This is a genomic window from Citrobacter sp. L55 (assembly GCF_002850715.1).
GTDB lineage: Bacteria > Pseudomonadota > Gammaproteobacteria > Enterobacterales > Enterobacteriaceae > Citrobacter > Citrobacter braakii.
On record NZ_KZ559413.1, the window covers coordinates 96,488 to 110,686 of the forward strand.

Annotated in this window: 12 protein-coding genes and 3 pseudogenes; 13 read left to right on the forward strand and 2 right to left on the reverse strand. The window is 50.6% G+C overall.

What is annotated here, in order from left to right:
- Window positions 1-9 precede the first annotated feature (9 nt).
- The 7 genes and pseudogenes from B9P82_RS22485 (at window position 10) to B9P82_RS22520 (ending at window position 8,902) form a co-directional block, all read left to right on the forward strand.
- Entirely contained in the window at window positions 10-222 is a 213-nt protein-coding gene (locus B9P82_RS22485; RefSeq protein WP_004110118.1) for a hypothetical protein, read from the forward strand.
- A gap of 109 nt (window positions 223-331) precedes the next feature.
- Window positions 332-2,697 (forward strand): annotated as a pseudogene (locus tag B9P82_RS22490) (porphyrin biosynthesis protein).
- A gap of 96 nt (window positions 2,698-2,793) precedes the next feature.
- On the forward strand, window positions 2,794-4,029 hold the full coding sequence (locus B9P82_RS22495) for an AAA family ATPase (RefSeq protein WP_058806268.1): 1,236 nt from the start codon (window positions 2,794-2,796) through the stop codon (window positions 4,027-4,029).
- Between the two features lie 180 nt (window positions 4,030-4,209).
- Entirely contained in the window at window positions 4,210-6,573 is a 2,364-nt protein-coding gene (gene dnaE, locus B9P82_RS22505) for a DNA polymerase III subunit alpha (protein ID WP_101700964.1), read from the forward strand.
- Between the two features lie 2 nt (window positions 6,574-6,575).
- Window positions 6,576-7,271 (forward strand): NUMOD4 motif-containing HNH endonuclease, encoded by a 696-nt coding sequence (locus B9P82_RS22510; RefSeq protein WP_168188460.1) that lies wholly within the window; start codon window positions 6,576-6,578, stop codon window positions 7,269-7,271.
- A gap of 51 nt (window positions 7,272-7,322) precedes the next feature.
- Window positions 7,323-8,462: pseudogene (locus B9P82_RS22515) on the forward strand (DNA polymerase III subunit alpha); the annotation flags it as partial.
- Window positions 8,459-8,902: a DUF7740 domain-containing protein gene (locus tag B9P82_RS22520; RefSeq protein WP_023180925.1), complete on the forward strand. Its 444-nt coding sequence runs from the start codon at window positions 8,459-8,461 to the stop codon at window positions 8,900-8,902. The pseudogene B9P82_RS22515 and the gene B9P82_RS22520, both read left to right, overlap by 4 nt.
- Before the next feature lie 93 nt (window positions 8,903-8,995).
- Here B9P82_RS22520 and B9P82_RS22525 read toward each other — a convergent pair whose 3' ends face one another.
- Window positions 8,996-9,586, reverse strand: a complete 591-nt coding sequence (locus B9P82_RS22525) for a hypothetical protein (RefSeq protein WP_101700966.1) — start codon at window positions 9,584-9,586, stop codon at window positions 8,996-8,998.
- Between the two features lie 245 nt (window positions 9,587-9,831).
- On the opposite strand from B9P82_RS22525, the gene B9P82_RS22530 reads away from it, so the two are divergent.
- The 6 genes from B9P82_RS22530 to B9P82_RS22555 all read left to right on the forward strand — a co-directional run bounded on the left by B9P82_RS22530 (window position 9,832) and on the right by B9P82_RS22555 (window position 14,056).
- Window positions 9,832-10,263 (forward strand): hypothetical protein, encoded by a 432-nt coding sequence (locus tag B9P82_RS22530; RefSeq protein WP_101700967.1) that lies wholly within the window; start codon window positions 9,832-9,834, stop codon window positions 10,261-10,263.
- 119 nt (window positions 10,264-10,382) lie between these two features.
- The gene (locus B9P82_RS22535) at window positions 10,383-11,411 is read left to right on the forward strand and encodes a hypothetical protein (RefSeq protein ID WP_004110098.1); all 1,029 of its coding nucleotides are present in this window, start codon (window positions 10,383-10,385) and stop codon (window positions 11,409-11,411) included.
- A gap of 60 nt (window positions 11,412-11,471) precedes the next feature.
- Window positions 11,472-12,416: a 5'-3' exonuclease family protein gene (locus B9P82_RS22540; RefSeq protein WP_101700968.1), complete on the forward strand. Its 945-nt coding sequence runs from the start codon at window positions 11,472-11,474 to the stop codon at window positions 12,414-12,416.
- Window positions 12,416-12,682: a hypothetical protein gene (locus tag B9P82_RS22545; RefSeq protein WP_101700969.1), complete on the forward strand. Its 267-nt coding sequence runs from the start codon at window positions 12,416-12,418 to the stop codon at window positions 12,680-12,682. The genes B9P82_RS22540 and B9P82_RS22545 overlap by 1 nt, the downstream gene beginning before the upstream one ends.
- Window positions 12,683-12,684: 2 nt before the next feature.
- A complete protein-coding gene (locus B9P82_RS22550) occupies window positions 12,685-13,761 on the forward strand; it encodes a recombinase RecA (protein WP_001051805.1) in 1,077 nt (358 codons plus the stop codon).
- 91 nt (window positions 13,762-13,852) lie between these two features.
- On the forward strand, window positions 13,853-14,056 hold the full coding sequence (locus B9P82_RS22555; protein ID WP_101700970.1) for a hypothetical protein: 204 nt from the start codon (window positions 13,853-13,855) through the stop codon (window positions 14,054-14,056).
- 9 nt (window positions 14,057-14,065) lie between these two features.
- Here B9P82_RS22555 and B9P82_RS22560 read toward each other — a convergent pair.
- Window positions 14,066-14,199: pseudogene (locus tag B9P82_RS22560) on the reverse strand (IS110 family transposase); the annotation flags it as partial.

The window sequence follows — 14,199 nt, forward strand, 5'->3', positions numbered from 1 at the left end:
TGATATGAAATGAAAAATATAACTTCTAAATTGACCGCCCTTGAGGTTGGACACGCGTATGCGATTGGACTGGATGGCGTGGCGACGATCCTGACGGAATTGGAATCCGAAGAGCTTCCCGTGGAGATGGTTGATACGACGGTTTTCACTTTTGAGCTAAAAAATAAACATTTCACTCTCATCAATACTGGTTGCGGCTCTCTAGCCGTGAGAACCATTTAAAACACATTCCTGCCGATAGAAGCCTGTACGAACAGCTTAGTCGCCTGTTCGTACAGTGATAAATTACGCACATCAGAAAACAAATTGTTTTAATAACAAGGAAATTCTCATGTCCAAAGCCATGACCAGATCTGTGCTGAAAGAGGTACAGGACTTCCGCGACTGCGTAAAACGAGTTGTAGCGATGCTTTCAGGTAAACAGATACCTGTTGCAGAGCGAGGCAATGAAGCATATGTCCGCTACAACCGGCGCGGCGAACCAGTGCTGGTAAATATCCCATCTATACCTGACGACGCATCGCCAACCCTCATGAACGCAGTGCGTGGTTTTCTCGACCATGAGGTAGCCCATATCCTCTTTACTGATCCGAAAGTCGCAATGAAGATGCGCGAGAAAGGAAAGGCTCCGTCTACCGGGCTTTGGAACGCGCTGGAAGACGTTTTTATTGAACGCAGAATGGGACAGGTATTCAACGGAACTCGTCGCAATTTGCTGGCCACACAGAACCTGGTGATCGACAAATACTTCAAGGGCAAAGTGTCAGAGGCGGTTTCAATCTGCCACGGCAACCAGCGTGAATTGTTCCTGAAATTCTTCCTTTGCCCGGTCGTCCGCGCCTGGGATGGCCAAAGCCCTTTCATCGACTTTATGGAAGAACACTGGCACCTCATCAATAAGCCTGTAGCCTTGCTCAAAGAGCATGGGATCGACGTGGCCGTTCGCAATATGTCGAACACAGAAGACTGTGTGAAGGTCGCAGCTGCTATCGCCCAAATCATGCAGGATATGAAAGACAAGCCAGAGGGCAAATTACCAGAGCTGAAATCGTCTGCTAGGAAGCCGTCGAAGAGTGAGGACGAGTCAGAGGAAACCCCAGAAGCCGGTGATGAACCGACTCATAGTGAATCAGCACCAAAGCGTACCAAAGGCGAAGACGACGACAAGGAAGAACAAGAAGATGATGCCTCAGAAGAGGAAGAGTCTGGGGATTCTGATTTGCCTGAATCAGTAGATAAGGACTTACCTACAGAAGATAAAGAAATTAGTGATACAGAAAGTAAATATACAGAAGCAGGCGAAGAGGAATCAGGATACACCCCAGAATCCGATGATGCCGGCATGGAATCAGGTGATTCTGATGACGAAGGTAGTAGTGATGACACTGGCTCTCCAACGTCTGGTGATGGCATTCGCGAAGACGCCGATGACTCCGATGGTTATGGCTCTGGCGCCGATGGCGATGGTGATAGTGATGACGGCGAAGACTCTGATGCTGGTCACGGGGAGTCCGAAGGAGAAAGAGAAGAGGAAGATGACGCAGCCGATCACACAGACGGCGAAGGCAAAGAAAATGAAGATGCCGCGGAAGTGCCTGAAGACAGTGAGTCAGGTTTTGTTCCCGCTCCGGATGAAATGACTCTGGAGGAAGCACTCAAGGCGCTCGACGAGATGGAAGACGGAACAGGCGAAATGACCGAAGACGCGCTGTCGGCCACCATCAGCAAAGAGCTTATGAGTACCTCACTTTCTGAGTATCGCCCATACGATCGTTCATACGACTTTATCGGTTGATTGATGAGGCTGAAGAGCATGTAAAGCGCACCAGAAAGACGTTCGGCGCAATCCCAATGCACTCACCGGTCGATCGCTACCGCATGGTTCCGGAAGGCAGAAAGCTCTTTGAACTGAAAATCGAAAAACATCTGTCAGCAGGCGTTTCTTCGACTCTGGCCAAAGACCTGGAGCGAGCTATCGCCAGCCGCAACCGAGTTCAGTTTATCCCAGGCCAGAGACGTGGGCGGATACATGGCGCGAACCTGTATCGTCTGGCAATGAACGACGACCGCGTATTCCGCAAGAAAGAAGACCACAGAGCCGTGAACGCGTGCGTCCAGCAGGTGATCGACTTGTCCGGCTCAATGGGCGGCAGGAAGATTCAACTGGCACTCGCCAGCGCCTACACCATTGCGGATGCTCTGGATCGTATCAATGTGCCTAACATCATCACCGGCTTTACCACGTTTGGTAGTCCGGATTATGAAACCATGTCGAAGCGCGGGTTTACTCGTTTCGAGGCGCTAATGCTGCCCATTATCAAAAACTGGAATGAGAAAGCTAACTCTCCAGAGATCCGCGCCCGCATGGGCTGCGTGTGTGAGACGTTCCCCCTGCTCAATAACGTCGATGGTGAGAGCGTCGCGCAGCTGGCGACTCTGTTTGCAGGGCGAATGGAGGACAAGAAGATCATGCTGGTTATGAGCGACGGGGCGCCATGTGCTGCAGGCGATGGGTTCCATCAGCATTTGCGAACCGTCACCAAAGAAATTGAGACGTTGAGTGACATCGATTTGATGGCTATCGGCGTTCTGACCGACGCACCACGGCGTTACTACAAAAATTACGCACTGGTAAACAGCGTAGAAGAGTTAGGGGCGTCAGTCGTCACTGAGCTATCTCGTATCATTCTTGGGTAATAGCTTTACCTGTAAAAATAAGTAATCACTTACTATACAGCCTAATATATTTATATAAGATATACCCCACGAACGACAAACAGTAAGGAAAAACACATGACCGCTACTGCACTACAGCAAGAAGAACATTTGCCGGAAGCCATCGTCTGCAAGTGGTGTGGCAAATCCTTTCATTACCTGAAATCCCATATCTCTATGGGCCGCTGCGAGAACATTCCTGAGTCCGCGAAAGGTATGGACGTGGACGAGGTGGTGAAAATGTACACCACTGCGTTTCCGGATGAACCAACGATCTCTCGCACGGCACTGGCCAAACTCAATGAGAAGCGTGCCGAAAAGCATTCAGGTGAAGGAAAAGTGGCGGACATTAGCGCACATCCGGGCTACGCAGGAACGGTCGAATACAAGACCGAACTGGTGGCCGCGCACGAGCTGCTTGGCGTAACGATCAAAGAGCTGGGAACGCCACGCGGAAAACCACTACAGGTGACAGTCAACGTCAACACGCCATATCCGGAGTTCGTACCGGAAGCGAAGAAGAACTATGTGTATGGCGACTTCGACCTGATTAAAGACATCTTCATGATGCTGGAAATCGGAATCCCAGGCTATCTCTGGGGTCATGCAGGAACCGGTAAATCTTCTCTTCCTACGCAGCTATGCGCCCTGCTGAATCGACCACTGATCCGCGCCCAGCATACGGCGTCTATGGAAGAAGCACACGTTACAGGCCAGATCCTCGCTCGCGATGGCTCCACCTACTTCGAGCCGGGTTTGCTGGCGCTGGCGATGAAAAATGGCTGGGTGTACCTAGCTGATGAATATGACTTCGCGTTCCCGCAGATTCTGGGTGTGTACCAGCCAGTTCTTGAAGGAGAGCCGCTGATCATCAAAGAGGCAACTCCGGACTGGCGCCGTATCACTCCGCATAAACGCTTTGCCTTCATTGGCACTGGCAACACTAACGGCTCTGGCGACGAAACGGGTCTCTATCAAGGTACGAACATCCAGAACGCGGCGAACTTCTCGCGCTTCGGCATTGTTTCGAACGTGAAGTACATGAGCACTAAGGCTGAAGTCAACATGCTGGCTGAGGCAGGCGTCATCCGCGAATACGCCGAGAAGATGGTGAAATTCGCGAACCTTGTCCGTGAAGGTTATGAACAGCATCTGATCAGCCAGCCAATCGGCCCTCGCGAGCTGCTGCTGTCCGCAAAAATCGGAATGATGCGCGGTGATTTCTCTGCCGGCATCGAAAAGTCGTTTATCAATAAACTTCCATCCACGTCTGCACAGGCAGCGCGTGAAGTGGTTCAGAAGATCTTCGGTTAATCGTGCGTAAAGGATGTTTCGGCTCTCTTATCGCAGCGTCTGAAACTGGCCGGGCTTGTCTGGCGTGTCCGGATAGGCCCGAGTGCCACCAGTCAGCCAAAGAGGTTGCGATTTCGATGTATGGGAAGTTCGTTGGCTTCCCCAATGACAAAATCAAGAAAACCAGAAAGGTAAAAACACATGAAGGCTCTGATGGTCAGAACTGACTTCTCCCTGGGAGAGTCGGCTCTAAAAGCAGAAAACGCGGTGAAAATCGCGAGAGACGCTGGCTACACCGCTGTCATTTCCGCTGACAGCATGAACATTGCCAGTGTGATCCCCCTGCAACGTGCCGCTGGCGACGACATGGCGGTTATTTGTGGTGTTAAGCTGAATGTTGTCGACGATCCGACATACGAGCACCGCGCCCGCCTTGCGAAAGAGTCAGGGGGATGTATGGAATCATTGGTACGTGATCGCAGCTACTGCTTCACGGCACTGATAAAGAATGAGCAAGGTTATCGCGACGTGTGCGAACTGATGACCTTTGCGAACAAGCGCGAGCAATTCTATTTTGTCCCGCGTCTGGCACTCGACCAGCTGGCGGCCGCATATGCCAAAGGCAACATCATCCTGCTGACGTCCGACATTGGCAGTGTATTCCAGCGCCGGGACTTCGCAAAGATTATCGGGACGCTGGTGACAGCTGGAGGACGCGATAACTTCTACAGCGTGGTTTATCCGCACCCTACCCCATTCTACGACCAGATTAACGTCCGGGCGATGAAAGTGGCGAGCGCACTGAAAATAGAGCCAGTGGCGTTCTATCCCGCTTATTACGAAGCGGTCGACGACGCTGACATTAAAGACATTGCGCACATGGTTACGAACAACATCAAAATAGACCAGCCGCATCGTCTGCGTATTCCCCACCAGCGAGATAACGCCGTTAATGGTCGCCGCCATCTCCTTGAAGCACTGAAAGCCTTCTCCGTTCGAATGGATGTGCCGGTAACAGCTGCAATGGCCTCAACAACGCAGGACACCATTATTGAAGCCTGCACATGGCGCTGGCATGAATTGCCACCAGCACTACCCAAGATGGCAGACGACGAGCCTGCAACGCTGATGAAGCTGGCTGTCGCGGGGCTGCGCAAGCGTCTTACTACCAAAGAGTTTGGCTACACACCACCGGCTTCTGACCACCGTGTGTATGTTGATCGCCTGAAGTACGAAATGGACACGCTGACCCGTCTGGGCTTCTGCGGCTACTTCCTGATGGTGCGCGACCTGATGAATCACAGCCGTGAAACTGGCATTCCTGTCGGGCCAGGTCGTGGTTCCTCTGCCGGTTCTCTGGTGGCGTGGTGCATAGGTATAACCAACGTCGATCCTATCCGTCACGGTCTTCTGTTTGAGCGTTTCATCAACCCTGAACGTCTCGACTTACCGGATGCGGATTTGGACTTCAGCCAGGCACGTCGTCATGAGGTGATCGAGTATCTGAATGAACGCTATGGCGAAGATTACGTTGCCGGTATTCCGAACTTCACCTATCTGGGCGCTGCTTCGGCGCTGCGTGACACTGCTCGTATTTACGGTGTCGACGCTGCGGATATGGCGGTATCCAAAGAGTTCAAGAATCTGGAAGACGATAGCCTGTCGCTGGAAGAGCTGCGCGAGCAACTGGCCAGCCTGGACAAATACGCCACGAAAAACCCGGAAGCGTTCAAAGCGGCGTGTAAGCTGCAAAGCCTGATGCGTGGTTTTGGTCGTCACGCTGCAGGGATGATCGTCGCTGGTGTTCCATTGGTAGAGCGCACGCCCGTCGAGCTGCGTGGCAATGCTCGCTGTATTGCGTTCGATAAACGTTACTGCGAGGCGATGGGGCTGATTAAGCTGGACGTTCTCGGTCTGGCAACGCTCGATCTGCTGGATAGCGCGAAACGCTACATCAAAGAGAGTACCGGGGAAGACATCAATCTCGATGCTATCCCACTGGACGATCGCAAGGTTCTGGATGGGTTCGCTGCAGGGTACACGCAGGGCGTATTCCAGCTGGAGTCCGGCCCCATGCGCAAGCTGCTTAAAGATCTGGGCGGTGGCATTGAGCCAATGAGCTTCAAAACCGTTGTCGCCACGACCGCACTCTTCCGACCTGGCCCGATCCAATCCGGCATGTTGGACGACTATGTCTCCGTGGCCAAAGGCTTCATGGCTCCACATTCAATTCATCCTCGTCTTGAGGAAACAACCAAAGAAACTAACGGCGTTTTACTCTATCAAGAGCAAATTATGAAAAGCTCTCGTGTGCTCGCTGGATTCTCTATGGCGGAGGCTGATGCTCTGCGTTCCGCCATCGGTAAGAAGAACATGGAAAAGATGAAAGCGATCGGCAGCGATTTTGTAGAACGAGCGCAAGCAGGCTGGGTGACACTGTCACTTGAAGACGGAAGCACAGTAGAAGTCCACAAAAAGGCAAAGCTGATGTGCTCTGACGGCAAACGCAGAACCTATGACGAAGCGATGAGTGACAACGCTGATATTGTTGATTTTGGAGTTTGACGGTGGAAGAAGTTTGGAAATCTATTCCTGAATTTGAAGGTTATTACGAAGCATCCAGTTTAGGGCGCATTCGCTCATTAGATGTTATACAAACATCCCCCAAAGGGGGCGAATGGGTGAAGAAGGGGCAAATCCTCAAACCTCGCGTAATCAATGATTTTGGACATCTGGGTGTGAAACTAAGCGTCAACGGCGTCAAATGCGACCGCACAGTTCATTATCTGGTAGCAACTGCATTCCACGGAGAACGACCAGAAGGCTTACTTATTCGTCATCTTGACGGAAAACCATCAAACAATGCGCCCTTCAATCTCGCGTATGGTACTCAAGTCGACAACATGGCTGACGCCATTGCACACGATACCGTTGAGTTTGGTGAGAGGCGCTACAACGCCAAGCTAACCAACGAAGTCGTCATTGCTATTCGCATTAAAAAGTCAGAGGGCGCTCTGAACAAAGATCTCGCGGCCGAATATGGTTTAACGGAGCTTTATATTCACCATATCGTCACCGGGAAGAAATGGGCACGTGTTGGTGGGCCGATCGTTGTCTCGAGAGCATCCAAAAAGCTGGATGCCGAAGCAAGAGCTGAGCTGGTCGCCTTGCGCAAGGCTGGCGCAACCTATGAAAAGTTGCGAGAAAAATTCGGCATCTCTAACACTCAAATCGCAAATATCTTAAAAAAAGCAAGCATTTGAAGATAACGACGGGAAAAACACATGAAAATTGCAAAAGTTATTTCCGAGCAGGAAGGTCTTAGCCCTGAGAAAGCCCAAGAAATATGGGACGCCTTTGAGAAGTTCGGTGGATATGCCTTCAACAAATCACACAGTGTTGCTTATTCTTTAATCAGCTATCAGTCTATGTGGTTAAAGACACATTACCCTGCTGAGTTCTTCGCTGCTGCGCTCACCATTCTGGGCGAGGATAAGCACCAGGGGCTGGTTAAGGATGCGCTGACCTATGGCATTCGAGTATTGCCACCAGACGTTAACGTGTCATCTAACCGAATTGAGATCCGCACGCTGGAAGACGGCAGCCAGGTTCTGTATGCGCCATTCTCTGCTGTGAAAGGCTGCTCTGAGAATGGTTGCCAAGCCATCATGAGAGCGCGTGAGAAAGTTGGCGGCAAATTCGAGTCACTTGAGCAATTTGAGGAGGCGGTCGAGAAGCGTGCGTGTAACAGCCGGGTACGCGAGTCACTGCAAAAAGTAGGTGCGTTCGCATCGATTGAGCCTGGCAGTCTGCCAGCGACAGATCCGGAACGGCTGCGCGACCAGGCAGAGTTGATGGGCAATCTGGTGATCGACGCTGTAAAAGCCTCTCGACCGTTCGAGATGAACCCTAAGCGCTCTGCTGAAGTGAATGTACTGATGACTCGCATGGCGGCCGAAATGGGTCTGGGAGACGACCTGATTCGCCCAAGTATTGGCATTAAGCCGAAAATCATGGTCATTCTGGACAACGCGAACGGCAATGATGGGCGTACCGGCTACTTCATGGAGAACGGCTACGACGACTTTAAGGCGAAGTTGCTTACTGCAGGCGATCTGCGCATGGGCGATCTCTACGTCACCGGCGTGTGCAAAAAGGTGAAGGACAAAGAGAAGGACTACACCAAAGACGAGATCGGCCAATTCACCGACTTTATGCGTGAAGAGATCAATCTGGTGCGTCCGACCTATGTGCTGACGTGTGGCAGCCGGGCGACGTCACTCTTCAACAACAAGAGCAAACCATCCGACCTGGTTGGACGCAAAGAGTATCTGCCAGAGCTGGATGTGACCGTTTTCTACGGATTTAACCCGAACATTTTGTACTTTCGCCCAGAGGAAGGCGAAAAGCTGGAAGCAATTCTGGCAGAGGTAGCGGAGACTATTAGCAAATGAACAAAGAGAACACCATGAACGAGGCACAGAAGATTGCACAAGCGCTGGCGGCTATCCCAGCGGATTTTCAGGATAAAGCTGTTGCGGCCACCATGCGGTCGCAGTTCTGGGAAATCATCGACTGCCCGGTCACGTTAGATTTGGCGCTGGCGTTCGCCGGGCTGGATGGCGCCGATAGAATCAGTCGTCTGCGTAAATGTGCCAGAGCGCTGGCGCTCAAAACGCAAGATCCGAAGGCGTGCCAGTATCTGCTGGAGATCTACGAATCGGATAACCCAGAGGAACAGTTGGAGGCGTTCAAAGTGTTCCGCAATAGGCTGGTACTGAAGGTGGCCAAAGAGTTTATGGAAGTGAACAAGATTGGTGATGTGAGACAGTACAGGCTGAAGCGCCAGACCAGAGTCACCCTATCCAACATTTTTGGTAAGAAAGTCGCTTAATTATAAGGCTCGCCGGATGGCGAGCCTTATTGTTGAAAACAGCTTAAGACTTACCGCAGAGATTGTTATTAATCATGTTACACCAGTAAGATGCTAACTTAATTCTTTAATCTGCTTCCATGTTTCAATGCCAATTTCTGTCAAGGCATTAAAATACTGATTTTTTATTTCTGCGTATTTTACATCATCAAAATTAAAACTACCTTTATTTCTTAGTTCTACACATTCCTGAAAAAAAGTAAGAGCCTCATTGCATTTGTCGCGCATTGTTTGTTGATTATGTTTTTTTGGATTAAGTAACAAAATTATCTGATTACACTCAATCATTACAGTTTTCGCCAACTCGTCCCCAGCTTGTTGATATGCCGGGGTTGTCTGCGGATTTATTTGTCGTTTTAATAAGCTGTAATTCATATCGAGATTCGCATAAAACTCACTACTTCTTGACCTTAGTTCTTGAAGCCAACGAAGTCTTTCTGCGGTAATTATAGTTGCTTTTAATTTTTTATCTTCAGTAGCAGCAGCAGACTTAATTTGCTTGTTTGTGCCTCGATATAACAAAAATGCACCAATAGCAGCGCCAGCAATAGCTGATATTGAAGATATTATGGCAATCCAAATAGCAGAATTATCAGGTTTCGTATTCTCTTCTATTTGCTTTAATAAATTATAAATATCAAACATGATGATAACATTTCCTTTTAATTTGAATAATTAATGATAAATACCGTGCGGAAACATGAAGGCTCTATCCCTTTCAAAATCCATATTTCTTTCAATTAAAATTCACGAACACAATAGGAGAGACTTCTGCAATTAACAAGCCCTAAGAAGTAGTTGTTCGAGCAGATAGCATAACGGTCTATCTTGGATTAGCGTTAACTGAATCTTTATAATCAATACACATTAATAAGTGAGAGGCTATCAAAATGAGCACCGATATCTACGAAAAAATCATGTCCGATCTGGAGTTCGACCGCGACAATCTGGAGGAAGTCTGGCGTCAGCAACCGCGCCTGTTGATGGAGTATGGCTCTAAGCTGGCGCAGGCAGAACGTGAGGTCGCGGATGCAAAACTCTCCCTCGATGCGATTGAGGCAAAAATCTACGACAATGAGCGTAAAAACCTGAGCATGAACGGCATTAAGTTCAATGAATCCGTACTGGAGGCGAAGGTTAGAACCAACCCGCAATACCTCGCAAAGCGCCAGAAACTCGACGATGCCCGGCACATTGCAGATCTGTACAAGCACGCTGTAGCCGCCTTCTCTCACCGCCGCGACATGATTGTCCAGGCGTCCAAAATGGCTATCGTGGAGATTGAACGTTTGGGCGCCGAACGTTTCCACTCTCCCCGTTAATTTATGCTAGATCGTAAGTAAGTACTGATCTATCATTCTTCTCGCTCGAAAGAGCCACGAATAAACGAACGCCCAACGCGCATAGCGCCAATGGCCACAATCACAACAAGGAGAAATACATGTCTAAGTCATTACTTGATCTGCTTAACAAGACCCGTGGCGATATTGCTTCTAAACGTGGCAATAACGTTGATTTGACCCGTCTGAAAGACGGCAATAACTATCTGCGCATTTTTCCGAACAAGGACGACCCGAATGGCGTGTTCTTCCAGACTTTCGGTATGCACTACGTTAAGCATCAGAATGAGGAAGGCAAAGATGTAACCACCGCCTACATCTGCGAACAACACACCCACGGCCACGCTTGCCAGCTGTGTGAGATGGTTATGGAAGGTCGTGCTCGCTTTAAGGGCAACAAAGCGATGGAAGAGCGCATTAACAGTATGCGTGCTACACCGCGTTATCTGGTCAACGGTGTTCTGTCTGCGCGTGAAGACTTTGCAGACGCAGAGAAATGCCAGCTGATTGAGCTGCCGTCTACGGTCTTCGACGATATCTGCAAAGTGATGTCCGAAGATATTGCGGATGATATCGGCAACCCACTGAGCAAAGAAGAAGGCTATGCGTTCCTGATTAAGCGTACCGGTTCCGGTCGTGACACCAAGTACGACGTATCCCCGAAACGTAAAGTCTACAAAGGCGACATTCCTGAGAAGCTATGGACTACTCAACACGATCTGATCGCATACGCGAACCAGGCTGACGAAACCCGTCTGCTGTCTACAGCTCGCACTATGGGTCGTCTGATTGGTATCGCGGCTCCGGCAGCAACAATGTCCTCTCCGGCCATTTCTTCCGCTGCAAAATCAGCTGCTGCTGAACTGCCAGGCTTTGGCTCTATCACTGGTCATACGGAAGGCGCAGCGGCTGTCGCTACAGCACACACTCCGGCTCCAGAGTCCACCAGCCTAGTTGATGAAGAGATTCTGCGTGCCGCTGAAGCTGAGTTCAAGCCGGAAACTAAACCGGAAGAAGTTAAAGCTCCGGAAGCCGCCGCAGCTGCAAGTGCTTCAGCATCTGCTGCCGCTGCATCTGCACCAGCTGACGAAGGTCTCGACGACCTGCTGGCTGAACTGGACGCTCTGTAATCCCATAACGTGACCAGTAAGGCGTCTACGGACGCCTTACTTTTTGGAAGGAGTGTACCGGTGAATTATCTCTTTGTGGACGGTAACAGCCTGGGCTATTACCACCAGCAGTCCGACAAATTACACAACGGCAAGATGGAAGTTCAGGCGGCTTTTGGCTTCGTGAAGAACGTTCGTCGTTACGCCTCAATTCTCCATGCCCGGCCAATGATCTTGTGGGATGGATTCAGCGACAAACGTCGCGACTTCTACCCGGAGTACAAAGCGAATCGCGATGACGACCCGGATATGAAGAAGATGAAAGAAGGTTTTGCCATCCAGAAGCCGTACATCTTGAAAATGATGACCGCGCTTGGCGTTAACCAACTCATTGCAAAGGACGCAGAAGCGGACGACCTGGCAGGAATGCTGGTCTCTCGCCTGGCTCCGCAGCCAACCGTTGATCATATCTACCTGCTAACAGGTGATGGCGACTGGCTCCAGCTGGTTCGCGAGAACGTGAGCTGGGTAAGCCTGCGTGAAGATGCCAAGCACAAGCAGGTGAACTTCGAACAGTTCGCAGAGCTGACCGGTCTGCCAACGCCACGCGCGTTTCTGGAAGCGAAAGCGCTGCAGGGCGATAACTCGGACAACATCAAAGGCGTCGGTGGCATTGGTGATGGTGGCGCGAAAGAGCTGCTTCATGAATGGGGAAGCGTGGCCGCAATGGTACGCGGCATTAACGACGGCTCCATTGTCATCAATAAGGGTCGCTATAAGACGGCATTCAACAAGCTGGCAAAGAACGCCTTCAACGAGAAGACGGGCTGCCGGATGCTCGAAGCCTTTAAGCGCAACATGATGCTGATGAACCTTATCGACACAAAATTCCCACCCAGCGAAATCGAGTCGATTAAAGGCGCACGCGACATGAATGCCTTCGAACAGATGTGTTACGAGCTGAATTTCCGGTCGTTTCTGGAAGATCTGGAAGTGTTTGTTCTGCCATTTGAGAGGTACTGCTGATGCTGAAATCCATCATTAATGGCGGGGCAACTACGCCAACCATGCTGGCTAAAGAGATTGTCTTCTGCCACGGCGAGCACGCTGTGGTGGCGCTGCCGAACATTCTGGGCGCCGCTGGCATTTCTGCAACTGAGCGCGAGTTCGCGCTGGTCAGCGAGCAGGTCGTGAAGATCATCGCTCGCGTCGCCAAACACCTGAACCACGACGCAATCAAGTTTGACGAAGCCGCTGCTTCGAAGCGAATCAACGAAACAAAAGGAGCCTAATCATGGCAAAAGGCAAATCCGCACTGGCACTGGCGCTGAAAAAGAAAATCGGCAGCAATGACGAGATTCAGAAGGTCTCCCACTGGATTGACTCCGGTTTCCCTCCACTGAACAAAGCCATTTCCGGACGTTACGACGGTGGTTTTCCGTGTGGGCGTATCGTTGAAGTCTTCGGGCCACCAAGCGCCGGTAAAACCTTTTTGGCGACGGCTGCGATGGTGTCAGCACAAAAACAGGATGGTCTGGCAGTATTCCTTGACCACGAAAACAGTTTCGACGTTGGTCTGGCGGTAGCGAACGGACTGAACGCCGACGAAGACGACGGTCAGTGGGTCTACAAACAGCCGGATACCTTCGAAGACTCCGTAGAGCTGATAGGCACAATCCTCAAGCTGGTGCGCGACGAAGAGCTTATTCCGGAAACAGCCCCTATCTGCATCGTAGCCGACTCTCTGGCGTCGATGGTTCCGAACTCGAAGGCTGAGAAGTTCGACAAGATGGCAGAAGGCACTGCGAAGGACAAAGATCAGCTGAACATGAACGACAACACGGCGCTGGCGCGAGCGACGAGTGCGAACTTCCCTACTCTGGCGCTCTGGGCGCGTAAGTACAACGCGTGCATCATCTTCTTGAACCAGGTGCGTACCAAAATTGGTGTGATGTTTGGCGATCCGACTACGTCTCCGGGGGGCGACTCTCCGAAGTTCTACGCGTCGGTGCGCATCCGTCTGGGCGCATCCGTTATGAAGGATGGCAAAGAGAAGATCGGACAGGACGTAGGCGCCGAGTGCATTAAAAACAAAGTCGCGCCTCCGTTTGGCAAATGCTCATGGAAATTCTACTTCGATCCGACTCGCGGGCTGGACGTCATCGAATCGCTGGTTGAGTACATGCTGGAGGAAGGATACCTGCCCAAGAACGCCAGCGGGCGCGTGGAAATTGGCGATAAGAAATACACCAAATCGCAGATCGTCGAGATGTACCGCGAGAAGCCACTCCCGGAAATCATCGCAGCACTCCAGGCGATAGACGAACGGCGAGCGAAAGAGTCGTCCCCAGCAGAGACAGAAGAAGCGTAATCACAAGGCGTCCATTGGACGCCTTTTTTATACTTGAAAATATATAAGTACTTACTTATCATTTCTGCACCAAAACGACAAAAGGAAACACATGATCAAGGGTTATCTCATGGCTGTTTCAGCGGTGATATCAGTCTGCTTTATCTACGGTTTACTGGTTCCATCGCTTATCTCAGCTAAAAGCGATCTGGCCTTATTTATCGGACTTGCCATCGCTGTAGTCTTCCCGGTTGCCTTGTTAAAAGCTGGCCGCAGGTATATCAACTCACTCAATAAAACTAAGCAACTGTCTTGAGCGATAAAATTATGGAGCTACATGATGGTACGACTCATTCCATTCTTCGTTCTTTCTGAGCATTGCATTCAGGATGGTCAGCAGTTTACGCATACAGGCAACCAGCGCTACTTTTTTGGGTTTTCCTGCTGCAACCAGCCGGG